We start from the raw sequence: 25,822 nt of genomic DNA, 5'->3' as shown, positions 1-25,822 counted from the left end.
CAATCAGGTCGCCCAAGCCGAAATCGGTGAGCACGGCGTCGAATCCGCCCGCGCGTTCCGCCCGTCCGCTGATTAGGATTCCCGGGTGGCCGAGATAACACCCCGCCCGCTGCAGCTGTCGACCCAGGTGTGGCGCTTCCTGGTTACCGGAGCCCTGTCAGCGGTCGTGGATTTCGGGCTGTACCTGCTGCTGTACCTGGGCGCGGGCGTCCCGGTCGACATCGCCAAGGCGATCAGCTTCGTCGCCGGCACCACCACCGCGTATCTGATCAACCGGCGATGGACGTTCCAATCCTCGGCCCACGCCGGGCGTTTCATCGCGGTGATGGCGCTCTACGCGATGACGTTCGCTGTCCAGGTGGGGATCAACCACCTGTGCCTGCAGCTACTGGATTACCGGCGGTGGGCGCTGCCGGTGGCGTTCGTGGCGGCGCAAGGCACCGCGACCGTGATCAACTTTGTGGTGCAGCGGACGTTGATCTTCCGGGCGCACTAGTCTCGGGCCGGAGGACCATCGGGCCACATGTAGTGCTGGTTCTGGAGTACGCCGCCACCGGAGGGGAGCGACCGTCAGCGCCGTCGCCGAACATGGTGCGACTCAGACGACGGGAAAGGCCCCGGCCCTGTGCCGCCAGAGGCGGCCAGAGCCGGGGCCCTTCTCGTCTGGAGCTACGCGTTGGCCGGGTTGTTCGCCCCGTTGTTGCCGGTCGCGGTCTGGCCGTCCGTCTGCGTACCGCCCTGGTTGACGATGTTGCCGTCGGTGCCGTTGCCCCCGGTAACACCGGACCCGGTACCGCTTCCACCGTTGCCGCCGGTGGCGGTGCCGTTGGTGGCCGTGGATGGAACGTTCCCGACGCCGTTGCCAAAGGCGTCAACCCGACTCCACCCGGCGTTGCCACCGGTACCGCCGTCGAGGCCGTCACCGCCCTGACCGCCGGTCGCAGTTCCGTTCGCGACGTTGTCCGGGTGACCTCCGGTAGCGATGCTGGCCTTTCCGCCGGCGCCGCCCTGGCCTCCGCCGGTGGCGTTGCCACCGTTACCGCCGGTCGCGTTGCCACTGGCCGTTCCGCCCGGACCGCCCAAGGTGCCGCCATCGGTGGTCTTGGAACTCTGAATGTCCGAGCTTCCGCCGTCACCGCCGTGGCTCCCGGCGCCGGTTGCGTTACCGCCGTCACCGCCGGTGGAGGTGCCGAAGGAGTTACCGCCCGTGGCGGCGTAGCCGACCTCGCCGGACTCCAGCTCTCCCCAGGAGCCCTTGCCCCCGACGCCACCGTCGGTGCCGGTGCCGCCATTGCCGCCCTGAGCGATCGCGTCGTTGCCGCCACCGCCGATGCTGCCCCCGGCACCATCGACGACCAGTTGGCCGCTCCCTCCGTCGCCACCGACGCCGTTGACGCCTGCGCCGCCCGTGCCGCCGGTGGCGGTCCCGGTGATGGTGCTGTCAGCGCCGGTGGCGTCAGCCAGGCCGGAACCGCCCTGGCCGCCCTGCCCGCCGTTGGTGCCGGCGCCGCCCGCACCACCGGTGACGGTGGTGCCAGTGACGGTGGCGCCGTCGGTGGCGTTGATGACGCCGCTGCCGCCGTCACCACCCGTGGCGCCGGCAGCGCCATCACCNAGGCCGAGGCCGATGCCGCTGCCGCCGTCACCGCCGTTACCAAGCATGCCGGCATTGCCGCCGTCGAGGTTGAAGGTCGAACCGGCAGCGAAGCTGTAGGTGCCGTTCTCAATCTCGGCCAATGTGATGTCGTTGCCGTGAGCATCCTCCAGGACCGTGCCGCCGGCGCCGAGCACGTCGCCGTCGGCGTTGACGATCCCGCCGCTGCCGCCGTCACCGAACAGGAAGCCACCACCGGTCGCAGCGTGGTACACCAGGTCACCGTCACTGTTGAGGCTGACATAGGCGTTGGTGCCGTTGTCGAAGATGCCGTTGATGTGCAGGCCGCTGCCGATCAAGAACTGGCCGATGTCATACAGCGGCTGGTAGATGATCGTGTTGATCGAGTTGGCCACCAGCTCGTTGAGGGCCTGCAGCGGGTCGGTGCCTGCCGCCGAGCCGGCCAGGTCGCCGCCGAACGCGTCGAGGCCTAGCCAGTCGAGCCCCGACGTGTCCGCCGCCGGTGGGTCGACCCAGCTGAACAGGTCATCGAACAGGCCGTCGAGCCCCTCGGCGCCGGCCGGCGCCGCCACGAGCGGCGTCATGCCGAAAGCGAGAAACGCGCCCACGGCGCTGGTGGCGCCCACGGCGGCGCTGACTCGGCTTTTTGTTGTCTTGGCAACAGAGCGGTGTGACATGAGATCTCCTCAGGCGGATCAGCCCTTGATCGTTGACGGTGACGTAAATTGCTTATCCCGCGTTAAGTTAACAGACATGTTTCGAATTCGGCAACCAATATCGGTAAATAAATAGTGTGCGCACAATCTTCGCCTACACGTCTACGACCTGCGGATATGTGTAGAACGAAGTCTTACCCGGGGGACAATTGTGTAACAATAGGGAGAGTTATGGACGGAAATGCTGGCCTGCAACCGGGAGAAATTTATGTCATTGTTCAAATTGCTAGCAAAGTCGCGATAAGCCTGCTTGTTTGCGCACGGCACCCCTCCTACCACCGCCTACGGCGCGATTCGCGGGCTCGTGAGTGAGGGTCGGGAGGGTAGCTAGACCGGCAAAAACCGTGTGATCCACGGCACTCAGTGCCCGGTACTGCCGCGGCTATCGGCGGCTCAAGTCCCCGTTGGGCGCGATCCACGCCGCGGCGGGGCCGGTCCGACATCAGCGGATCTTCAGCTGAGCGGTGCCATCTCCGAACAGCAGTTCCGGCCGTCGTGCCGTGCCAGCACCGGCGCGGGTGGCTTACGGGCTGTAGCGGCCCCGCGGGTCAGGCAGGCACTTCGCCGAGGTCACCCAGACCGACGTCGGCAAGACCGGCGTCGAAACCGTCCAAGGTGAGCGCAGGGTCGAAACTGACGGGAGTGAGCACGTCATCCCAACTGCCGGTGTGGAGGACATCGCCCAAGCCGGACAGACCGCCGGCCTCGCTGGAGCTGGGATCGAGCAATTCACCGGTGAGCCAGTTGCGCGTCTGGTACCAGTCCACGAGGTTGTCGAAGAGACTCTTCACCCCGTCGGCGGCCGTACCCAGCAGGGAGATGGTGTCCTCGACACCCTGCCACCCCTCGGTGACCAAAAGCAGCGGCGTGCCGACCAGCAGCGTCAGCGGGATGACCACAAACAACTCACCGAGCGCCTCGAGGCTGACGACGACCGGAAAGAGCGGATTGTCCGGGTTGTCGAGTAGCGGGATGATCCAGTTCAATCCGGTCAGCTCGCCGATGATGTCCATCAGGCTGGAGTCACTTGTCAGGGCGGTCAGCTCCACCGGGGCCACGGCCGCGGCAAAAGGAGCCATGCCGGGAGGCATCGCGGTCACACCACCGGCCGCCATCGCGATCACGCCGGCGGCCGCAACATTGGTGAGTCCCCGGGAGTATCCGTCTGACGCCGTCCACATGACGACCGATTGTATTGCAGAGCACGCGGTGTTCCGGACCCGAAACCAAACACTGAGATGACCAATTTGCGGCGTCGTCGACGGCGCCGGGGCGCGAATCACCTCGGGCGGGGAGGCGAAAAGATAACCGCGGCCGGATCTTTGGACCGGTCCGCGGTTGCCTTGGCCGTGCGGAACTGTCACGCCCAAGGGATGCGTCACCGCTGCGAGACTCTGGGCGAGCTGTTCATCGGATGAAGTCGCTCACCGGGGCCGCGGAACATGCACGCAGCGTGGCGTCGTTCGGTAGTGCTGCGCGCGCGCCCCGCACCAAATCCTAACCACCGCAGCATTTTTCGATCGGCCATCCACACTCCGAGGAGTGGAATTGTCATGACGACGAGCCGGACCCGAACCCTATACAAAGAAGCACCCCGCAAGGTTCTGCGAGATGCTTCTTTGGCGTCGTCGAGGTTCTACGGCTGCTCGACGGGCGGCTCCGGCGCGGTACCGGGGGTACCGCTTTGGCCGGGGTTGCCGTTGCTCTCGGCATCCGGACCGGCGCCACCGGCGCCACCGGTACCAGCTGCGCCGCCAGCGCTGTCGGCGCCCGGGGTGTCACCAGCGCCACCGTTGAGGCCGTCCGGGCCCAGCGCCGGGACAGTGGCGTTGCCGCCGTTGCCACCGTTACCGCCATTGCCACCGGTGACCGCGCCGGCACCACCGGCGCCGCCGTCGCCGCCGGCACCACCGTGGATACCGTCGATCGGACCCGAAGAGTTGTCGTTGGACTGGGTCGTCTGGCCCGGGTTGCCCCAGCGGATGGTGCTGCCGTCGCCACCGTTACCGCCGGTACCACCGGCGCCACCGACGCCACCGGTGCCGTTGGAGTTCGCTAGGCCTTCACCGCCGGCACCACCGTTACCACCTGCGCCACCGTTGCTGCCGCCCGCGTAGGGGTCGCTACCGCCGTTACCACCGGCACCGCCGGTACCACCGCTCGCACCGGAGCCACCGGCGCCACCAGCACCACCGGCCCCGGCCCCGCCCTGCGGACCGCATGAACACCGAAGAAGCCACCGGCGCCACCGTTACCGCCGACGCCGCCGTTACCACCGGCGCCGCCGATTCCGGCGTTACCTCCGTCGGGGTTTTCTTCGGTGCCGCCCGCACCATTACCGCCGTTACCGCCGACACCGCCGACACCGCCGGTGCCGCCAGCACCGGAGTTACCGAACAGACCTGCAACACCACCGTTGCCACCGGAACCACCGTTGCCACCGGCAAGGCCGGCCTGGCCGATGCCGCCAGCAACACCCGTACCGCCGGTGCCGCCGGTACCACCGGCACCGCCGTTGCCGAGGAAGAAGCCACCATCGCCGCCGACACCACCGGCGAAGCCGATCACGCCGAGGTCACCGATACCGCCGGACCCACCGCTGCCGCCGTTGCCCATCAAGAAGCCACCGGCACCACCATCGCCACCGATGCCGTAGCCACTGCCACCGTCACCACCGTTACCGACCAGGCCGGCGTTACCACCGTTGAGGTTGAACGCTGCGCCGTCGAACGAGTACGTGCCGTTCTCGATGTCGGCCAGGGTGACCGCGTTACCGCCGTCCATCAAGACCGCACCGTCAGCGCCGAGTACCTCACCGTCGGCATTGACGAACGCGCCGCTGCCGCCGTCACCGAACAGGAAGCCACCCGCGCTGGCCGCGTGGTAGACCAGGTCGCCATCACTGTCGATGCTGACGTAGGCATTGGAACCGTTGTCGAAGACACCATTGAGGTGCAGGCCGCTGTCGATCAAGAATTGGCCGATACCGTAGATCGGCTGGTAGATGACCGTGTTGAGGGTGTTGGCCACCAGCGCGTTCAAGTCATCCAGCGGGCTGGCAGCCGCCGAACCGGAGAAGCCGCCGTCGATGGCGTCGAAGCCCGACCAGTCGAAGTCGGCGGTGTTGGCCGCCGACGGCTCGATCCAGCTGAACAGGTCACCGAAGAAGTCGAAGTCAGCAATAGCCGGTGCCGCGGTGAGTGGCGTCATGCCGAAAGCCAGGAAGGCGCCTGCAGCACTGGCGGCGCCCACGGCGCGACCGAGACGAGCCTTGCCCGTGGCGACAGATCGATGCGACATGTTCCCCCTTCAGCTCAAGATCAGCTGTTGCGGTTGACAGAGACGTAAATTACTTAGCGACGCTTAAGGTAACAGATGCCTTAGAGCGCAGCCAGCCGAAAGAACGTCGCCGACAAAGAAAGTTGGTGAAGCGACGATGCACCGCTGGTGGGTTTCCCGACATCCCTCGTCGTTCAGGGCGCGGACTAGCCCCTCACTCGAGGGAACGGCCAGCTGTCAGACGTTCACAAGCAAGCAGAAAACTGTGACTTATATATAAATTACGTAGTGTTCTTGTATGTCACGGCCATGTAACGGTAGACATGCTCACATCGTCCGGATACCGAACGGGCACACCTGCGTCGACGGGCGCAACCAAAAACCAACGCGGTCACCCCGATGCCGGGGTGACCGCGTCGGTCTGTACCAGGCGGGATCAACCGTCGGCGCCGGGGCCGTTCGGGCCGTCGCCACCCTTGCCACCGTCACCACCGTTACCGAGGTTGCCGCCGTCACCACCGGCACCACCCGCACCGCCGGTCCCGGACGATCCGGTGTTGGTCCAGCCATCGCCGCCGTTGCCGCCGTTGCCGACCGGACCACCAGGTGTGCTGCCGGGGGTTCCGGCCGTCGCGGTACCCGAACCGGTGCCGGCGTTGCCGCCGGTGGCCGGGGTGTCGGCGATGTTGCCGCCGTCACCACCATCGCCGCCGTTGTGGTTGGTGGCGTCGCCGTTGGCGCCCGCACCGCCGTTACCGGCGGTACCGGTGGCGCCGCCGTTGCCGCCGCTGCCACCGGTCCCGGTGGTTCCTTCGGTGCCCGTTGCTAGCGCCCGCATCCCAGTCACCGGCAGCACCGTCACCACCACGGCCACCGTTGCCGCCGACACCACCAACACCGCCGACACCGCCATTGCCACCATTACCGAAGAAGCCCGACGCCTTACCGCCGGCACCACCATTGCCACCGTTACCACCGAGGGCACCGTCGCCACCGACGGCACCGTTTCCGCCGGAGGCCCAGACACCGGTCGCGCCAGCCAGACCCGCCGCGCCGGCCGCGCCGATACCGCCGGCACCACCATTGCCACCGGAACCGAACAGCCAACCCGCGCCATCACCACCATTGCCGCCGGCGCCACCACCATCACCACCGGCGCCGCCGCTACCGCCCACGCCCATCCACGAACCACCGGCGCCGCCGTCACCGCCGGCCAGGCCCGCCAGGCCCGCACCGCCGGCACCACCATTGCCGAACAGCCCGGCCGCGCCACCATCGCCACCGGCGACACCCGCACCGCCATCACCGAACAGCCAACCGCCCGCACCACCATTGCCGCCATCGACACCGGCAACACCGGTCGCGCCATTGCCGATGATGATCGAACCGAACCCGAACGTGTCATTGATGAAGCCGTCGACCTGGATGCCCAACGGGCTCTCGATCCAGTCGACCAAACTGGCATGCAACGGCGTGTAAAGGTACGCATCCACCAACGCGGTCAGATCAAACGGATCACCACTAGCCAACCCCGCCGACGAGTCAAACAACGACCCCCAGTCGAAGCCAACCGCGGTCTCCACATCCGCACCCACCGCCGGGGTGAACAGATCCAACAACCAATCAAACTCACCGTCAGCCCGCGCGCCCGGCGCCGACACCAACGGCGTCACACCCAACGCCAAAAACGCCGCCGCCGCGCCGGCCACGCCGACCGCGCGCCGCCCCGGGCTGGTGCGTTGGAGATGTTGTGCTGCATTACGGCGCTTACGAGCCATGGGATGAGGCCTATCTGCTGTGTTGGGATGAGCTGGTCGTGTTGTCGGCGCTGAGAGCTGAGACTCTGGGGGTTAGCCGGGGGCGCCGTCCGCGCCCCTACGTGCCGGCTTCACCGGCACTGCCGGCCTGCCCCGCGGTACCGGGGTCCGCGCTGACCGCGCCCCCCGCATCGGCCGGTCCGGCGGCACCGCGAGCACCACCGGCACCGTCACCGCCGTACGCGTCGCCGCGAGTTCTTCTGCCAGCCGCTGCCTTGGCTCCACCGCCCTGGAGCAGGCTGGTGACCATCGACCCGATCGGCAGGTCGCCGATCCCGATTCCGCACAGGATCGTGGTCACGCTCTTGTCGCCGAGGTGCACGGTGTCCAGCACCCGACCGAGGGTGAAGTTGAGATCGAAAGGCTGGGCACCGACCGGCCCCGAGTCCACGTGCTGGCCCAGGTTGGCGAGGTTGGCGACCGTGTTCCTGAACAGCGGATCCCAGGCGACCAGTACATCGGACGTGTTGACCATCAACCGCAGGTTCGGTTGTTGCTGGACCGGCCAACATCGGACCGTGGCGAGGGCAATGCATGCAGGCTTACCTGCGGGATCGGTACAGCAGTGACGCTGACGAGACCGGCACCTACCAGGGCGACACCCGTCGTGGCGTAAGGACGAAGTAACTGCTGCATCGGAAATTTCTTCCATCTCGAGGCATCAAACGTTCGCGACAGTACATGAGACACGTCACATTTCAAATAGACATTTCTCAGACTCACAGATCAAATTCGTCGGTTACTGAACGACAACGTTTGTAGTCACCATTTCGACAACATATGCAGTCAGAAAATTGACAACATTTGACGATTGCTTTCACAACATTTTTGTTTACAACGGTGTCTTACCTGGTTTAAAGCGACAACGAACGTGGTCATAATTGGGCAACGCAGCTAGTACCACTTAGGTGACTGGATGGTGTGGTACGCCCAAACTTTCAACCTTGACGCTGCCTACGGGGCACATTTCGGCGCTATACCGACTTTTCCGTCGGCATAATACCTGATAAATAACTGAGGAATCACATATCGCCACAGAAACCCCGATGGACAATTGTCCGCTAACGAATGACTGGTCGTTCCGGCGCGCCAGGCCCATCCAGACGGTTCGCAAGACGCCAAAGGTCGCGGTGCCAGCACCGGTCGGCGTGCGCGCCGCAGTCGCCGACGACTTGGGAGGCGTACTTCGATCCGGCGCAGCAAGATGGTTTGCTGAGCGGTACCACCGGTACCGTCATCGTGCCGCCCACCGGGGCCCTGGACGCGCCGGCGCTCAGTCCGATTCGCGCCGCTGGCGTGCCGACCTGCCCACGAACCGGGCCAGGCCTAGCGCCATCTGTTGCTTGGCGGCCGTTCCCGTGTCGGGGGCCGGGCGTTGCGGGGCGCTCCACTGCGCCACCGCCACCAGCTCGCCCGCGGTGAATTCTCTCCCGGCACGCGACCCGCCAGATTTTGCCGGAATGCTCATCGGCTTGACCCGGGCCACGTCGTGCACCTCGGTCCGGTGGTGGCGCCGGATCGCGTCGCGGATCGCGGCCAGGTCGGTCTCGGTCATCCGGTGTCGCTGAACCGCGTGGACCACCACAAGTCGTTCGGTGACCAATCCGGTCGGTCGTGTTCGTCGTCGCCCTCTGGGCGCAAGTGGAACGCGACCTAGTCGCCGTGGCGCTCGGCCTGCTGCTGCAGCAGGTCCACCAACGCAAATGCGCTGGGCTCTGTCGTCGACATCGCCCAGCGCACCTACAAAACGAACGGGATTACTGCTGCTGGCAGAGGTTGTCCAGGACGTCGATCTGACCACGCAGCTGGTCGCGCAGCGGCTGCTGGACGGCGTCCTCGGGCGAGTGCCCGGCCAGGTAGTTGATGCTCAGCGCCTCGAGGGTGTCGGCCATGTCGCCGGCGGCCTTGGACAGGTCGGCCGGGGTGGCCGGGTTGGCCTCGAGGTTCTGGTGCAGGAAGGCACCACCGGCGAACAGCGAGAGCCGAGCATTGGTGCCCACCGCCAGGTCACCGGCCAGGTCGCCCGGCACCGGGTTCTGCAGGTTGGTGTTGAACTGGGTGCCCTGACGCACGACGCCCTGCGCCTCGCAGATCTTGCCCTTGGCCTCGGCACGCTGGTCGTCGGAGAACTTCTGGCTCGTCGACGGGTGGAACCAACCGAAGATGGCCAAAACGATGCCGATCACGGCCAGCGCCAGCGCGGCGATCGTGGGCACCGACAACGCCGACGCAGAGGTGGAAGATTGCGGAAAACCCGCGGTCTTGGGCTTGGCGGAGGAGGATTCGCTCGCAGAAGTCTCAGGCATTGCGCGATCGTATCGGGACAGATCGCAATAGTCACGCTGAACGGGGATCCGGCGCGTTGGCGGTACCCTCATGTGCGATGTTGAGCACCGAGCTGCAGACCACAACGCGCCGCCTCACCGGCTGGGGCCGCACCGCGCCCAGCGTGGCGCAGGTGTTGTCGACCCCGGACATCGAAGTCATCGCCAAGGCGGTGGCTCGCTCGGCCGATTCCGGAAGCCGTGGCGTGATCGCCCGCGGCCTGGGCCGCTCTTATGGCGACAACGCCCAAAACGGCGGCGGCCTGGTGGTCGACATGACCGCGCTGAACCGGATCCACTCAATGGACGCCGCCACCGCGCTGGTCGACGTCGACGGCGGGGTCAACCTCGACCAGTTGATGCGGGCCGCCCTGCCGCTCGGGTTGTGGGTTCCGGTGCTGCCCGGCACCCGGCAGGTCACCGTGGGCGGGGCGATCGCCTGCGACATCCACGGCAAGAACCACCACAGCGCCGGCAGCTTCGGCAACCATGTGCGCTCGATGGAGTTGCTGACTGCCGACGGTTCGGTGCGACACCTGGAGCCCGAGGGTGAGGGGTCCGAACTGTTCTGGGCGACGGTCGGCGGCAACGGCCTGACCGGGATCGTGCTGCGCGCGGTGATCGCGATGACCCCGACCGAGACCGCGTACTTCATCGCCGACGGCGACGTGACCGCTTCGCTCGACGAGACCATTGCCTTCCACAGTGACGGCACCGAGGACAACTACACCTATTCGAGCGCGTGGTTCGACGCGATCAGCGCCCCGCCCAAGCTGGGCCGGGCGGTGATCTCCCGCGGTTCGCTGGCCACCGTCGAGCAGTTGCCGGCCAAACTGCGGCGCAACCCACTGAAGTTCGACGCGCCGCAGTTCTTCACCGCCCCCGACATCTTCCCCAACGGGCTGGGCAACAAGCTGATCTTCGGCACGCTGACCGACGCGTGGTACCGCATCGGCAGCACCTATCGCGGCAAAGCGCAAAACCTTACGCAGTTCTATCACCCGCTGGACATGGTCGGCGAGTGGAATCGCGCTTACGGCTCAGCGGGTTTCGCGCAGTACCAGTTCGTGGTGCCCACTGACGCGGTCGAAGAGTTCAAGCGCATCATGTACGATATCCAGGCCAGCGGACATCACTCATGGCTCAACGTGTTCAAGCTGTTCGGTCCGGGAAATGAAGCGCCGCTGAGCTTTCCGATCCCCGGCTGGAACGTCTGCGTGGACTTCCGGATCAAGCCCGGCCTCAATGAATTCCTCAACGAGCTCGACCGCCGGGTGCTGGAGTTCGGTGGCCGGCTCTACACCGCCAAGGATTCCCGCACCACCGCGGAGAATTTTCACGCCATGTACCCGCGGATCGGCGAATGGATCGCGGTACGCCGCAAGGTGGATCCCGACGGGATCTTCGCCTCCGATATGGCCCGACGTTTGGAGCTGCTGTAGATGGTGTTCGACGCAACCGGAAATCCCCAGTCGATTCTGCTGCTGGGCGGTACGTCCGAGATCGGCCTGGCGATCTGTGCGCGCTACCTGCGAAACGCCTCGGCCAGCGTGGTGCTGGCCTGCCTGCCCGGTGACCCCGGCCGCGACGGCGCCGTCGCCGCGATGGAGGCGGCCGGCGCGAAGTCGGTGCGGATCGTCGACTTCGACGCGCTGGACACCGCAAGCCACCCGGCGATGATCGACTCCGCGTTCTCGGGCGGCGATATCGATGTGGCGATCGTGGCGTTCGGCATGGACGCCGACGCCGAGGAGCTCTGGCACAACCAGGCCAAGGCGGTGCAGGTCGCGCAGATCAACTACACCGCAGCGGTATCGGTGGGCGTGCTGCTCGCCGGCAAGATGGGCGCCCAAGGCTTCGGACAGATCATCGCGATGAGCTCGGTGGCCGGTGAACGGGTGCGCCGGACCAACTTCGTCTACGGCTCCACTAAGGCCGGGCTCGACGGCTTCTACCTCGGCCTGGGCGAAGCGCTTCGGGACGATGGGGTGCGGGTGCTGGTGATCCGGCCCGGCCAGGTGCGCACTCGGTTCTCCGCGCACGTCAAGGATGCGCCGTTGACCGTGGACAAGGAAGACGTCGCCGAACTGGCGGTGGCCGCAGCCGCCAGGGGCAAGGAGATCGTCTGGGCGCCGGGGGCGTTCCGCTACGTCATGATGGTGCTTCGGCACGTTCCGCGGGCGATCTTCCGCCGGTTGCCGATCTAACCCGATGAGCCGCGCCGGTCTCGTGCGTCACACACGTCACGCGGCGGAAGGCCGCGGTGAGTTGCCCGTCTTTGAGCGACAACCGTTGTCGCTCAAAGACGGGCAATCGACATATACCTCTTTTCGTGGTGACAGTTGGGGCTGGTGGTGGCCGTGCGTAATGCGCTGAACACGGTGGCCCAGATGATCCTGGCCGGCGTCATCGCCGTCGTCGTCGCGGTGGTCGCGCTGATGGCGATCGCCCGGGTGCAGTGGCCCGCGTATCCCTCGTCGAACCAACTGCACGCACTGACCACCGTCGGGCAAGTCGGCTGCCTGGCCGGGTTGGCCGCGGCTGCATGGTTCTGGCGCCGGGGGCGCCGTGCCCTGGGCTGGCTCGCAGCGGTGGTGTTCACCAGCGCGTTCTCGGTCGTGACGCTGGCGATGCCGCTGGGGGCCACCAAGCTCTACCTATTCGGGATCTCGGTGGACCAGCAGTTCCGCACCGAATACCTGACCCGGCTGACCGACAGTCCCGCCTTGGCCGACATGACCTACCTCGGGCTGCCGCCGTTCTACCCGCCGGGCTGGTTCTGGCTCGGCGGGCGGGCCGCGGCCTGGACCGGGCTGCCGGCCTGGGAGATGTACAAGCCGTGGGCCATCACCTCGATCGCCGTGGCGGTTGCGGTCGCGCTGGTGCTGTGGAACAAGCTGATCCGCTTCGAGTACGCGGTGCTGGTGACCCTCGCCGGGGCGGCGGTGACGCTGGCCTACAGCTCCCCGGAGCCCTACGCGGCGATGATCACGGTGCTGCTGCCCCCGGTGCTGATCCTGACCTGGTCGGGCCTGCGCGCCGGCTACCGTTCTCCCGCCGACGCCCCCGCCGAGTGGGAATCTGACGACCGACACGCCGGCGAGCGCGACGTGAGATTCCCTCTCGCGGGGGCTCGCACGGCGGCACGACGCGGCGGGGGCGCAGTCGTCGGGGCCGGCGTCTTCCTGGGCTTTGCCGCCACCTTCTACACCCTGCTGGTGGCCTACACCGCGTTCACGGTGACGCTGATGGCGGTGCTGCTGGCGGCGTCGCGGGCGGTCAAACGCGCCGGCGTCAAATCCGCGCTGAACCCGCTGGCGCGGCTGGCGGTGATCGGGGTGATCGCCGCGGCCATCGCGTCGATCACCTGGACGCCCTACCTGCGGCAGGCGCTGTATCACCCGGCCGGCGAGTCCCGCAGCGCCTTCCACTATCTGCCCGGTGACGGCGCCGAGCTGAGCTTCCCGATGCTGCAGTTCACGCTGCTCGGAGCGCTGTGCCTGCTGGGGACGCTGTGGCTGGTGGTGCGGGCCACCAAGTCGACCCGGGCAGGGGCGCTGGCGATCGGCGTCGTCGCCGTCTACGCCTGGTCGATCCTGTCTATGTTGTCGACGCTGGCCCTCACCACACTGCTGAGCTTCCGGCTCCAGCCGACGCTGACGGTGCTGCTGGCCACCGCCGGAGTATTCGGCTTCATCGAGGGCGCCCAGGCGCTCGGCCGGGCCGCGCAGGGCTGGCACACCATCGTCTATCCCGTCGCGGCCGCGGTCGGACTGGCCGGGGCGGTCGCGTTCAGCCAGGACATTCCCGAGGTGCTGCGGCCCGACATCACCGTCGCCTACACCGACACCGACGGCCACGGCGACCGCGGCGACCGGCGCGCACCGGGCGCCGCCAAGTACTACGAAGCCGTCGACGCCGCGATCACCCAGGCCACCGGCAAGCCGCGCGACCAGACCGTGGTGCTCACCGCCGACTACAGCTTCCTGTCCTACTACCCCTATTGGGGTTTCCAAGGGCTGACGCCGCACTACGCCAACCCGCTGGCGCAGTTCTCCGCGCGCGCCGCCGCGATCGAGGCCTGGTCCAAGCTCGAGACCTCCGAGCAGTTCACCCACGCGCTCGACGACCTGGCGTGGCCGGCGCCGACGGTCTTTCTGATGCGGCCCGGCGCCGGTGACACCTACACACTGCGGCTGGCCAAGGACGTCTACCCCAACCATCCCAACGTGCGGCGCTACACCGTGGAGCTCGATGCGGCCCTGTTCGCCGGGCCGCAGTTCCACGTGCAGAAGATCGGCCCGTTCGTGCTTGCCATCCGCACCTGACGGACGCCGTCGAGGACACCGATACCATCTGGTCCGTGACCGATACGCGCGCCGACTACCGGATCGCTCGGGCCGTCGCCGTCGTCGCCGGCATCCTGGGCACCCTCCTGGCGATCCTCACCCCGTTGTTGCCGGTCAAGCAGACCACCGCCGAACTCAACTGGCCGCAGAACGGTGCCCTGGCCAGTGTGCAGGCACCGCTGATCGGCTATGTCGCTACCGACCTCGACATCAGCGTGCCGTGCCAGGCCGCAGCGGGCCTCACCCCGGCCAAGTCGGTGCTGCTGTCCACGGTGCCCAAACAGGCCCCCAAGGCCGTCGACCGAGGACTGCTCATCGAACTCGTCAACGACGACCTGGTTCTGGTCGTCCGGAACGTGCCGGTGGTGGTGGCGCCGCTGTCTCAGGTGCTCGGCCCGAACTGTCAGAAGCTGACCTTCACCGCGCACGCCGACCGGGTCACCGCCGAGTTCGTCGGCCTCAAGTACGGACCCAACGCCGAAAAGCCCGGCTCACCGCTGACCGGGACCCGCAGCGGCTATGACTTCCGCCCGCAGATCGTCGGCGTCTACACCGACCTGTCCGGCCCGGCACCCGACGGACTGAACTTCACCGCCACCGTCGACACCCGCTTCTCCAGCGCACCCACTGCGCTCAAGCTGGCCGCGATGATCCTCGGGGTGGCGCTGACGATCGTGGCGCTGATCGCCCTGCACGTCCTGGACACCGCCTCGGAAAACGGGGCCACCCGGCACCGTCGTTTCCTGCGCTTCCTGCCGGCCCGGTGGTGGTCGGCCTCACCGCTGGACGCCCTGGTCACCCTGGTGCTGGTGTGGTGGCACTTCGTCGGTGCCAACACCAGCGACGACGGCTACATCCTGACCATGGCGCGGATCTCCGAGCATGCCGGCTACATGGCCAACTTCTACCGCTGGTTCGGCACCCCGGAGGCGCCGTTCGGCTGGTACTACGACCTGCTGGCGGTGTGGTCGCAGGTGTCCACCACCAGCATCTGGATGCGACTGCCCACCCTGGCCATGGCGCTGGCCTGCTGGTGGCTGATCAGCCGCGAGGTGATCCCTCGCCTGGGCCACGCCGTCAAACACAGCCGGGCGGCGGCCTGGACCGCGGCCGGCATGTTCCTGGCGTTCTGGCTGCCGCTGAACAACGGCCTGCGCCCCGAGCCGATCATCGCGCTGGGCATCCTGGCGACCTGGTGCTCGGTGGAGCGGGCGGTGGCCACCAGCCGGCTGCTGCCGCTGGCGATCGCCTGCATCATCGGCGCGATGACGTTGTTCTCCGGGCCGACCGGCATCGCGTCGATCGGTGCGCTGCTAGTGGCGATCGGGCCGCTGCGCACCATTTTGCACCGGCGCTCCACGCAGTTCGGCCTGGCGCCGCTGCTGGCGCCCATTGCCGCGGCGGTCAGCATCACCGCGATCGTGATCTTCCGCGACCAGACCTTGGCCGGCGAGATCGAGGCCAGCACGCTGAAGTCCGCGGTCGGGCCCAGCCTGGCCTGGTTCGAGGAGCACGTCCGCTACGAACGGCTTTTCCTGGCCACCCCCGACGGCTCGGTGGCTCGCCGGTTCCCGGTGCTGGCATTGGGCGTCGCGCTGGCGGTGTCGGTGGCGATGGCGTTGCGCAAGGGCCGGATTCCCGGCACCGCTGCCGGACCGAGCCGGCGCATCATCGGGATCACCATCATCTCGTTCATCGCGATGATGTTCACGCCCACCAAATGGACTCACCACTTCGGGGTGTTCGCCGGGCTCGCCGGGTCCCTGGGTGCGCTGGCCGCCGTCGCGGTGAGCGCCGCGGCCATGCACTCGAGGCGCAACCGGACGCTGTTCACCGCGGTGGTGCTGTTCATCACCGCACTGTCGTTCGCCAGCGTCAACGGCTGGTGGTATGTCTCCAACTTCGGGGTGCCGTGGTCGAACGCCTTCCCCAAGTGGCATCTGGCGTTCGCCACCATGGGCGTGGGGCTGACGGTGTTAGCGGCACTGGTGGCGGCCTGGTTCCACTTCACCAATGGCGCCGGGCGGCGACCGCGCTGGGCGGCGCTGTCGGGCTACCCCCTCGCCATCGCCTCCTGGGTGCTGATCGCCTTCGAGGTGGTGTCGCTGACCGCGGCGATGCTCGGCCAGTACCCGGCCTGGACGGTCGGCCGCTCCAACCTGGACGCCCTGACCGGCAAGACGTGCGGGCTGGCCGACGACGTGCTGGTCGAACCGGACCCCAACGCCGGGATGCTCGTGCCGATCGACGCCCCGGCCGCCGACGCCCTCGGCGCGACGTTCTCGGTCGCCGACGTCACCGCCGACCAGATGATCGGCCCGCCCGGGCTGGGCCGGCTGGCCGACGACGACGCCCAAGTCTCCGGCGGCGAGGCCGGCACCGAGGGCGGCATCACCTCCGGCGAGGGGATCAACGGTTCGCGAGCCCGACTGCCCTACAAGCTGGACCCGGCCCGGGTGCCGGTGCTGGGCAGCTGGCGCGCTGGCATTCAGGTGCCCGCACTGCTGCGCTCGGCCTGGTACCGGTTGCCCGCCGATCGGGCCAACGCCGGACCGCTGCTGGTGGTGGCGGCCGCGGGCCGCTTCGACCGCGGCGAGGTCACCGCGCAGTGGGCCACCGACGCCGGGGCCGAGGCCGACAAGCCCGGCGGTTCAGCGAGCCTCGACGAAGGAGAGGCGAAGCTGGGACCGTCGCATAAATCCAGCGGGACGGTCGACTTCGGTGACATCGGCGCGGTCCCGGCGTGGCGCAACCTGCGTGCGCCGATGTCGGCGATCCCGGCCGAAGCCACCCGCATCCGGTTGGTGGTCCGCGACGACGACCTGGCCCCGCAGCATTGGATCGCGGTGACACCGCCGCGCGTCCCGCAACTGCGAACCCTGCAGGAAGTGGTGGGCTCGCAGGACCCGGTACTGCTGGATTGGCTGGTCGGCCTGGCGTTCCCCTGCCAGCGGCCGTTCGGCCACCAGAACGGCGTCACCGAGGTGCCCAAGTGGCGGATCCTGCCGGACCGGTTCGGCGCCGAGGCGAACTCCCCGGTGATGGACAACAACGGCGGCGGCCCCTTGGGCATCACCGAGCTGCTAGTGCGCGCGACGACGGTGCCCAGTTACCTGAACCACGACTGGTTCCGCGACTGGGGTGCCCTGCAACAGTTGACGCCGTACTACCCCGCGGCCACCCCGGCACATCTGGATCTAGGCACCGCCGTGCGCTCCGGGCTGTGGAGCCCGGCGCCGCTGCGGCACTGATCACGCCTGCCCCACCCGTCACTAGACCCGGGGCATGTGGCAGTTGCCCGCTCTGAGCGACAACTGCCCGCCGTGTCGGACCCCGGTGTCAGGGTTCGCCACATGACGAACCGGAGACCATTGCGCGGGATCGAACTGCGCTACGTACTGACCCACTACCTGCAGCATCACGGGACGTGCAGCATCGGCGAACTGGCCGCGGAGCTGGACTCCCGGGGCTTCGGTGTCCGGGGCCGGCCCTCGAAGGCGATCTCGGATGCCCTGCGCTGGGAACGTGAACGCGGCCGGGTGTTCCGGCGCGGCCGGGGCCGCTACGGGCCGGCGCACCTGCTGCCGCGCAGCACCGAGCACCGAATTCACCAACGAGTGATGGCACTGCGAGCCGAGGCCCCGGCCGCGGGACGGGCGGGACGGGGTCCGCCGCGGCGTCCGCTCCGTCGCATAACATCAGGGCTCGTGTCCTCCACCTACGACCAGCCCAAGCAGCGCTATCGGATCGCCCGGCTGATCGCGGTGGTGGCCGGCCTCACCGGTGTGCTGCTGTGCGGCATCACCCCGGTGCTCCCGGTCAAACAGACCACCGCCACCATCGCCTGGCCGCAGGGCCTGGACGCCGACGGCCACGTCAGCGACGTCACCGCCCCACTGGTGTCCGGAGCGCCCCGCAGCCTGGACATCACCATCCCCTGCTCGGCGATGGCAACCCTGGGCGAAAAGGGCGGCCTGGTGCTGTCGACAGTGCCGGCCGGCGGCGTGGACGCCACCGCGCACGGCCTGTTCGTGCGGGCCAACAAGACCACCGTGTTCGCTGCTTATCGTGACCACGTGGCCGCGGCCGCACCGCGCAGCAAGCTCTCCGACTGCACCGAACTGCACCTGTGGGCCGACGCCGGCGTCGTCGGCGCGGACTTCGTCGGCATCCCCGGTGCGGCCGGCACGCTGCCGCCGGAGAACAAACCGCAGATCGGCGGCGTCTTCACCGAACTTGAGATCGGCCCGCAGCCGGGCCTGAACGCGCGCATCGACATCGACACCCGATTCATCACCAATCCCACCACCCTCAAGGCCGCCGTGATGGCGCTGGGAGTGCTGGCGGTGCTGGCGTCGATCATCGCGCTGGCCATCCTGGATCGCCGCCAATGCCACCGCACCCCGCGCAGCTGGCGACACGGGTTCACGGCCAACCCGATCACTTGGCTGGCCGACATCGGTGTGCTGGGCACCCTGGCGTTGTGGCACGTCATCGGTGCCATCTCCAGCGACGACGGCTACAACCTGACGATGGCGCGCAACGTCGCGCACGCCGGCTACGTGGCCAACTACTACCGGTTCTTCGGCGCTACCGAGGCCCCGTTCGACTGGTACCCGGCACTACTGGGCCAGTTGAGCACGATCAGCACCGCCGGGGTGTGGATGCGACTGCCCGCAACGCTGGCCGGCATGGCCTGCTGGCTGATCATCAGCCGCCGCATCCTGCCCCGGCTGGGCCGGCTCTCCGGCAACCGGGTGGCGGTGTTCACCGCCGCGGCCATGTTCGCGGCGGCCTGGCTGCCGTTCAACAACGGCCTGCGCCCCGAGCCGCTGATCGCGCTGGGAACCCTGGGAGTCTGGGTGCTGGTGGAACGCACGATCGCCACCCGCCGGCTGGCCCCCACCGCGCTGGCAGTCCTGGTAGCGGTCTTCACCGTCACGCTGGCTCCGCACGGATTGATCGCGCTGGCTCCGCTGCTGACCGGCTCCCGCGCCATCGAAGGGGTGATCCGCAAGCGCCGGGTCACCGACGGGCTGGTCGCGCCGCTGGCAGTGCTGGCCGCGGCCGCCTCGGTGATCGCCGTAGTGGTCTGCCGGTCTCAGACCCTGGCCGCGGTCGCCGAATCGGCCCGGATCAAGTACGTGGTCGGCCCGACCATCGCCTGGTACCAGGAGTTCCTGCGGTACTACTTCCTGACCGTCGAAGAGAACGTCGACGCCTCGCTGACCCGCCGGTTCGCCGTGCTGGTGCTGCTGTTCTGCATGTTCGCCATGCTGGTGGTGCTGCTGCGGCGCGGCCGGATCAACGGGGTGGCCAGCGGCCCGGCCTGGCGGCTGATCGGATCCACCGCGGTGGGCCTGCTGCTGCTGACGTTCACCCCGACCAAGTGGGCGGTGCAGTTCGGCGGGTTCGCCGGGCTGGCCGGGGCGCTGGCGGCGCTCACCGCGTTCACCTTCGCCCGGGTCGGGCTGCACAGCCGACGCAACATGACCCTGTACGTGACCGCGCTGCTGTTCCTGATGGCCTGGGCGACCTCGGGAGTCAACGGCTGGTTCTACGTCGGCGGCTACGGGGTTCCGTGGTTCGACATCCCGCCGGTGATCGCCAGCAAGCCGGTGACGTCGATGTTCCTGGCGGCGTCGATCGCCACCGGCCTGCTGGCCGGCTGGCAGCACTTCCGGCTGGACTACACCGGACACACCGAGGTGACGCCCAACCGGCGCAACCGGATCCTGGCTTCCACCCCGCTGCTGATCGTCGCCAGCCTGATGGTGCTGCTGATGGTCGGCTCGATGGCCAAGGCCGCCGCGGGACGCTACCCGGCCTACACCACCGCCCGAGCCAACATCGACGCTGTGCTTTCCGAAGTTCGCGGCTCTCCCAGCTGCGCCATGGCCGACGACGTGCTGGCCGAGCCAAACACCAATGTCGGTCTGCTGCAACCGGTTCCGGGCCAGAGCTACGGGGAGCTGGGTCCGCTCGGCGGCGCCGACCCCTACGGCTTCACCCCCAATGCCGTCGATGAGGACCTGACCTCGCTGGCCGTGATCGCCAAGCCCGGCGTACCCAACGCCGACGCCTCCCCCAACAAGCCCAGCGCCAATCAGAGCGACGCGGCGGGCACCGCCGGCGGCAAGATCCCCGACGACGCCCCCGACGGAGTCAACGGCTCCCGGGTGGCGCTGCCGTTCGGGCTGGACCCGGCCGTCACCCCGGTGCTGGGCTCCTACAAGGAGCAGGTGGCCGCGCACGCCACCTCGGTCTGGTACCGGCTGCCGGAACCGTCGAAGGACCGGGCTCCCATTGTCGTGGTCACCGCGGCCGGGGCCATCTGGTCGCACGGCGAGGACGGCAAGCTCGACTACGGCCAACCGCTGAACCTGGAGTGGGGCACCAGCAATCCCGACGGGACGTTCAAGGCTCTCGGGCAGACCGAGCCGATCGACATCGGGCCGCAGAACTCCTGGCGCAACCTGCGTTTCCCGCTGGCCTGGGCCCCGCCGGGCACCGACGTGGTGCGCATCGTCGCCAACGACCCGAACCTGTCCACCGAGCAGTGGATCGCGTTCACCCCGCCGCGGGTGCCGGTGGTCAAGACCATCAGTGAGTTGATGGGATCGCAGACCCCGGTGCTGATGGACATCGCCGTCGCGGCGAACTTCCCCTGCCAGCGGCCGTTCACCGAGCACCTGGGCATCGCCGAGCTGCCGGAGTACCGGATCATGCCGGATCACAAGCAGACCGCGGCATCGTCGAACCTGTGGCAGTCGGCCGAGGACGGCGGGCCGTTCATGATCACCCAAGCCATGCTGTGGACCACCACCGTCCCGACCTACCTGCGCAATGACTGGTATCGCGACTGGGGTGCGGTAGAGGCCTATCACCGACTGATCCCCGCAAAGGACGCACCCGATGCCGTCATCGAGCAGGGCACCGTCACTGTTACCGGCTGGAGCCGGCCCGGACCGATTCGAGCACTGCCATGAACGAGCGTGACGTGAAATTGACCCGCTGGGTGGCCGTCGTCGCCGGCCTGGTGGGCTTCCTGCTGTCGGTGGCCACCCCGCTGCTGCCGGTGGTGCAGACCACCGCCACGCTGAACTGGCCGCAGCACGGCGAGCTGAGCAGTGTGACGGCACCGCTGATCTCGCAGACCCCGATCGCCATGTCGGTGAAGGCGCCGTGCGCGTTGGTGCGCGCACTGCCCGCCGAGGGCGGCACGCTGCTGGCGACCGCACCGGCCAAGGGCAAGGACGCCGCGCTCAACGGGCTGTTCATCACCGTCACCGAGAAGCGGGTGGACGTCACCGACCGCAACGTGGTGCTGGCCACCGCGCCACGGGCCAAGGTGGAAGGCCCCGGCTGTACCGACATCGAGGTCACGTCGTCGCACGCCGGAACCTTCGCCACCATCGGCGGGATCACGCAGCGCTACGGCTGGCCCGACCCGAACCTGCGCCCGCAGATCGTCGGGGTGTTCACCGACCTGGCCGGTCCCGCACCGGCCGGCCTGTCGCTGACCGCCGACATCGACACCCGGTTCTCCACCAAGCCAACCGCCCTCAAGCGGGCCGCGATCTACGTGGCCATCCTGGCGACCGTGATCGCCGTCCTGGCGTTGTGGCGTCTGGACCGGCTCGACGGCCACCGGATGCACCGGCTGATCCCGAGCCGTTGGCGATTCTTCTCGCTGGCCGACGTCGCGGTGGTGTTCGGCTTCCTGCTCTGGTACGTGATCGGTGCGAACTCCTCCGACGACGGCTACATCCTGGGGATGGCCCGAGTAGCCGACCACGCCGGCTACATGAGCAACTACTTCCGCTGGTTCGGCAGCCCGGAAGACCCGTTCGGCTGGTACTACAACCTGCTGGCGCTGATGACGCACGTCTCCGACGCCAGCATCTGGATCCGGCTGCCGGATCTGGTTGCGGGACTGGTGTGCTGGCTGCTGCTGAGCCGCGAAGTACTGCCCCGGTTCGGCCCGGCGGTGGCGGCCAGCAAGCCCGCACTGTGGGCGGCCGGGATGGTGCTGCTGGCGGCGTGGATGCCGTTCAACAACGGTCTGCGGCCCGAGGGGATCATCGCGGTCGGGGCGCTGATCACCTACGTGCTGGTGGAGCGGGCGATCATCTCCAGCCGGCTGACCCCGGCGGCGCTGGCGATCATCTGCGCGGCCTTCACCCTCGGCATCCAGCCGACCGGCCTGATCGCGGTGGCCGCACTGCTGGCCGGTGGCCGGCCGCTGCTGCGGATCCTGGTGCGTCGCCACCGCATTCACGGCACCTGGCCGTTGGTGGCGCCGCTGCTGGCCGCCGGCGCCGTGATCCTCACCGTGGTTTTCGCCGACCAGACCATCCGCACCGTGCTGGAAGCCACCCGGGTTCGCACCGCGATCGGCCCCAGCCAGGCTTGGTACACCGAGAACCTGCGCTACTACTACCTGATCCTGCCCACTGTCGACGGCTCGCTGTCGCGGCGATTCGGGTTCCTGATCTGTGCACTGTGCCTGTTCACCGCGATGTTCATCATGTTGCGGCGCAAGCGGATCGCCGGTGTCGCCAGCGGCCCGGTGTGGCGGCTGATGGGCGTGATCCTGGCGACCATGTTCTCGTTGATGTTCGCGCCCACCAAGTGGGTGCACCACTTCGGACTGTTCGCCGCGGTGGCCGGAGCGATGGCCGCACTCACCACGGTGTTGGTCTCGCGACAAGTGGTGCGCTGGTCCAGAAACCGAATGGCGTTCGCGGCTGCGGTGCTGTTCATCCTCGCTTTGTGTTTCGCCACCACCAACGGCTGGTGGTACGTCTCCAGCTACGGGGTGCCGTTCAACGCCGACATGCCACGCATCGGCGGGATCACCGTCAGCACAATCCTGTTCGCCATGTTCGCCGTGGCGGCCGGATGGGCGGTCTGGCTGCACTTCGCGCCGCGTGACCGCGGCGAGGGCCGGCTGGCCCGGGCGCTGACCGCCGCGCCGATTCCGGTGGCTGCCGGCTTCATGGTGTGCGTGTTCGTGGCCTCGATGGTGGCTGGGATCATCCGCGAGTACCCGACCTACTCCAACGGCTTGGCCAACGTGCGCGCGTTCGTGGGCGGCTGCGGGCTAGCCGACGACGTGCTGGTCGAGCCGGACCCCAACGACGGCGCACTGACGCCGCTGCCCGGCGAGTACGGAGACCTCGGACCGCTGGGCGGTGTGGACCCGGTCGGCTTCACCGCCAGCGGGGTGCCGGAGAAGGTGGTCGCCGAGGCGTTGCGGATGCCGATCACCCAGCCCGGCACCGACTACGACTGGGATGCCCCGAAGAAGCTGAAGACGGCGGGGATCAATGGCTCGACCGTCCCACTGCCCTACGGGCTCGACCCGGCCCGGATTCCGTTGGCCGGCAGCTACAGCACCGACGGCCAGCAGGAGTCCAGGCTGACGTCGGCCTGGTACACCCTGCCGGCTGCCGACGCCGCCCACCCACTGGTGGCGGTGACCGCCGCGGGCACCATCGCCGGCAACAGCGTGCTCAAGGGCTACACCACCGGCCAGGACGTGCAGCTGGAGTACGGGGTGCCCGGTCCCGACGGCGCGCCGGTGGCCGCCGGACGGCTGGTTCCCTACGACCTGTTCGGTGAGTGGCCGCGGATGTGGCGCAACCTGCGCTACCCGCGGGCCCAGATTCCCGCCCAGGCCGTGGCGGTACGCATTGTGGCCGTGGACAAGTCGCTGAACCCGCGGGACTGGATCGCATTCACCCCGCCGCGGCTGCCCGAGGTGAAGACCATCCAGGAGTACATCGGCTCCGACAAGCCGGTGCTGCTGGACTGGGCGGTGGGCCTGGCCTTCCCGTGCCAGCACCCGATGCTGCACGCCAACGGCGTCACCGAGGTGCCGCAGTACCGGATCACCCCGGACTACAACGCCAAGAAGCAGGACACCGACACCTGGCAGGACGGAGTGAACGGCGGTCTGTTGGGCATCTCCGACATGCTGCTGCGCGCGCACGTGATGGCCACGTACCTGAACTACGACTGGGGCCGGGACTGGGGCTCACTGCGTCAGTTCGACGTGATCACGCCGGCCACGCCCGCGGAGTTGGACCTGGGCAGCGCCACCCGCAGCGGCTGGTGGTCACCGGGCCAGATCCGGATCAAGGCCTAAGGTCCCTTTGCCGCGGGAGTATGTGTTTGCACGCCGACACGCCATCTCAGGCGTCATGCTGTGCACGCTCACGGAGCCCGTCGGCTTGCTCGGCGATCACGGCCGCCAGCTCACGCTCGAGTTCACCCTGCACTCCGGGGATGCCGGTCCCGCGCAGTGAGCAACCGAGGGTCTCCGGCAGGAATCGCAGGGCCACCAACCCGAGCACTGCGGCGGCCACCAGATAGGCCGCCGGAAAGAGCTGCCATCCGGTGTGCTCGATGACCGAGTCGGCCAGCACCGGCGCCGTGCCGCCGAAGACCGCGACCGCCGCGTTGTCAGCAATCGCGAATCCCGCGTAGCGCACTTGGGTGGGGAACATCGCCGGGAACGTCGCCGCCACGGTGGCCAGCGGCGCAGCGAACAGCACACTGAGCACCGTGAATCCCACCAGCGCAAGGGCGAATCCCTGGCCCATCAGCCAGTACATCGGCAGTGCCAACACGATGAACCCGATCAGCGACCCGCGCCACAGCGGCTTTCGGCCGATCCGGTCCGACCAGGCACCCGCGAAGGGAATACAAGCCATCATGGCCAACTCCCCGACGAGGACCACTGCCGTCCTGCTGCGTTCGTCAAGGCCAGCGGAGGTGTGCAGGTAGGTCGGTTGGTAGGTCACCAGGGTGTAGTCGATGATGTTTAGCGCCACCAGCAGCGCAAAGGTGACCAAGATCGGTCGGGTGTAGTTGGTCAGCAGGTCGACCAGTCGGTCCCACGCCGATCCCTTGATCTCGTCGCAGGCGACGCACTCGGCGAACACCGGCGTCTCGGGCATCCGAGAGCGCAGTACCAGCCCCAGCACCCCCAACGGTAGGGCCAGCAGGAACGGAACGCGCCAACCCCAGGCCGCCATCTGCTCGTGGCTGAGCATGGCCTCCAGCGCCAACACGACAGCACTGCCGAGGACGAAGCCGCCGACGGCGCCGAACTCCAGGAAGCTGCCATAGGTCCCGCGTTTGTCATCGGGCGCGCTCTCGGCCATAAATGTGGCGGCGCCACCGTATTCGCCGCCGGTCGAGAAGCCCTGCACCACCCGCAGGGCGATCAACAGCCCGGGCGCCCACCACCCCACGGTGGCGTAGGTGGGCAATACGCCGATCAACGTCGTCGCCACCGCGATCAGCAGAATTGTCGCGACCAGGACCGACTTGCGCCCGAACCGGTCTCCGATGGGGCCCCAGATCATGCCGCCCAGCGGCCGGAGCACGAACGAGACCGCAAAGCCGAACATGGTGCCCAGATTGCCCAGCGATTCCGGAAAAAACGCCTCGGTCAGATAGGTCGCCACGACGGCATAGACACCGTAGTCATACCATTCGGTCGCGTTACCGATAGCTGATGCTGCAATCGCTTTGCGCAGCAGTCGTTTCTGCTCATCTGCAGCACTACGCGGTTTCCGCGCTACCGGAGCCGACGGCCGCGCCGGCAGCAGTAGACTCATCGCGCCTCGCCGCTACGACACTCGCTGCCAGTACACACACGTCGCCCCCGTCGTCAGGCCTCCGACGATTCGCACGGCGATCCGGGCAG

Annotated in this window: 16 protein-coding genes; 8 read left to right on the top strand and 8 right to left on the bottom strand. The window is 68.0% G+C overall.

The window, feature by feature from the left end:
* The first annotated feature begins 85 nt into the window (after window positions 1–85).
* Window positions 86–496, top strand: a complete 411-nt coding sequence (locus tag BN4346_RS46495) for a GtrA family protein (protein WP_067977035.1) — start codon at window positions 86–88, stop codon at window positions 494–496.
* 2,383 nt (window positions 497–2,879) lie between these two features.
* Here BN4346_RS46495 and BN4346_RS46485 read toward each other — a convergent pair.
* The gene (locus tag BN4346_RS46485; RefSeq protein WP_067977033.1) at window positions 2,880–3,512 is read right to left on the bottom strand and encodes a hypothetical protein; all 633 of its coding nucleotides are present in this window, start codon (window positions 3,510–3,512) and stop codon (window positions 2,880–2,882) included.
* A gap of 503 nt (window positions 3,513–4,015) precedes the next feature.
* Between BN4346_RS46485 and BN4346_RS47460 the strand changes: the two genes are divergently transcribed.
* Entirely contained in the window at window positions 4,016–4,390 is a 375-nt protein-coding gene (locus tag BN4346_RS47460; protein WP_067977032.1) for a hypothetical protein, read from the top strand.
* On the opposite strand, the gene BN4346_RS47940 is transcribed toward BN4346_RS47460, so the two are convergent.
* The 6 genes from BN4346_RS47940 to BN4346_RS46455 all read right to left on the bottom strand — a co-directional run bounded on the left by BN4346_RS47940 (window position 4,387) and on the right by BN4346_RS46455 (window position 9,733).
* A complete protein-coding gene (locus BN4346_RS47940; protein WP_154677686.1) occupies window positions 4,387–5,631 on the bottom strand; it encodes a hypothetical protein in 1,245 nt (414 codons plus the stop codon). The two genes, BN4346_RS47460 and BN4346_RS47940, sit on opposite strands and share 4 nt — an antisense overlap.
* Window positions 5,632–6,046: 415 nt before the next feature.
* Window positions 6,047–6,448 carry a hypothetical protein gene (locus tag BN4346_RS46475; RefSeq protein ID WP_067977030.1) on the bottom strand — a complete coding sequence of 134 codons (402 nt, stop codon included), beginning with the start codon at window positions 6,446–6,448 and terminating at the stop codon, window positions 6,047–6,049.
* Window positions 6,363–7,388 (bottom strand): hypothetical protein, encoded by a 1,026-nt coding sequence (locus tag BN4346_RS49600; RefSeq protein ID WP_154677685.1) that lies wholly within the window; start codon window positions 7,386–7,388, stop codon window positions 6,363–6,365. Before BN4346_RS49600 ends, BN4346_RS46475 begins: the two co-directional genes overlap by 86 nt.
* A 97-nt stretch (window positions 7,389–7,485) precedes the next feature.
* Window positions 7,486–7,902: a hypothetical protein gene (locus BN4346_RS46465; RefSeq protein WP_096867756.1), complete on the bottom strand. Its 417-nt coding sequence runs from the start codon at window positions 7,900–7,902 to the stop codon at window positions 7,486–7,488.
* Window positions 7,903–8,700: 798 nt separating this feature from the next.
* On the bottom strand, window positions 8,701–8,982 hold the full coding sequence (locus tag BN4346_RS46460; protein WP_154677684.1) for a hypothetical protein: 282 nt from the start codon (window positions 8,980–8,982) through the stop codon (window positions 8,701–8,703).
* A 202-nt stretch (window positions 8,983–9,184) separates the two neighbouring features.
* On the bottom strand, window positions 9,185–9,733 hold the full coding sequence (locus tag BN4346_RS46455; RefSeq protein ID WP_235653809.1) for a hypothetical protein: 549 nt from the start codon (window positions 9,731–9,733) through the stop codon (window positions 9,185–9,187).
* 77 nt (window positions 9,734–9,810) lie between these two features.
* Here BN4346_RS46455 and BN4346_RS46450 point away from each other — a divergent pair, with 77 nt between their 5' ends.
* From BN4346_RS46450 to BN4346_RS46425, 6 genes are all read left to right on the top strand, one after another.
* The gene (locus tag BN4346_RS46450; RefSeq protein ID WP_067977026.1) at window positions 9,811–11,193 is read left to right on the top strand and encodes an FAD-binding oxidoreductase; all 1,383 of its coding nucleotides are present in this window, start codon (window positions 9,811–9,813) and stop codon (window positions 11,191–11,193) included.
* Window positions 11,194–11,958 (top strand): decaprenylphospho-beta-D-erythro-pentofuranosid-2-ulose 2-reductase, encoded by a 765-nt coding sequence (locus BN4346_RS46445; protein WP_067977025.1) that lies wholly within the window; start codon window positions 11,194–11,196, stop codon window positions 11,956–11,958.
* A gap of 183 nt (window positions 11,959–12,141) precedes the next feature.
* The gene (locus tag BN4346_RS46440; RefSeq protein ID WP_167666282.1) at window positions 12,142–14,079 is read left to right on the top strand and encodes a galactan 5-O-arabinofuranosyltransferase; all 1,938 of its coding nucleotides are present in this window, start codon (window positions 12,142–12,144) and stop codon (window positions 14,077–14,079) included.
* Window positions 14,076–17,351 carry an arabinosyltransferase domain-containing protein gene (locus tag BN4346_RS46435; protein WP_096867754.1) on the top strand — a complete coding sequence of 1,092 codons (3,276 nt, stop codon included), beginning with the start codon at window positions 14,076–14,078 and terminating at the stop codon, window positions 17,349–17,351. Before BN4346_RS46440 ends, BN4346_RS46435 begins: the two co-directional genes overlap by 4 nt.
* 102 nt (window positions 17,352–17,453) lie before the next feature.
* Window positions 17,454–21,089: an arabinosyltransferase domain-containing protein gene (locus tag BN4346_RS46430; protein WP_235653808.1), complete on the top strand. Its 3,636-nt coding sequence runs from the start codon at window positions 17,454–17,456 to the stop codon at window positions 21,087–21,089.
* The gene (locus BN4346_RS46425) at window positions 21,086–24,253 is read left to right on the top strand and encodes an arabinosyltransferase domain-containing protein (RefSeq protein ID WP_067977023.1); all 3,168 of its coding nucleotides are present in this window, start codon (window positions 21,086–21,088) and stop codon (window positions 24,251–24,253) included. Before BN4346_RS46430 ends, BN4346_RS46425 begins: the two co-directional genes overlap by 4 nt.
* A gap of 46 nt (window positions 24,254–24,299) precedes the next feature.
* On the opposite strand, the gene BN4346_RS46420 is transcribed toward BN4346_RS46425, so the two are convergent.
* On the bottom strand, window positions 24,300–25,733 hold the full coding sequence (locus BN4346_RS46420) for an MFS transporter (protein WP_067977022.1): 1,434 nt from the start codon (window positions 25,731–25,733) through the stop codon (window positions 24,300–24,302).
* Window positions 25,734–25,822: the final 89 nt, after the last annotated feature.

The sequence above is a fragment of the Mycolicibacter icosiumassiliensis genome (assembly GCF_900078685.2).
In the GTDB taxonomy this organism is placed as follows: Bacteria; Actinomycetota; Actinomycetes; order Mycobacteriales; family Mycobacteriaceae; genus Mycobacterium; species Mycobacterium icosiumassiliensis.
This window is presented reverse-complemented; position numbering and strand designations above follow the sequence as displayed.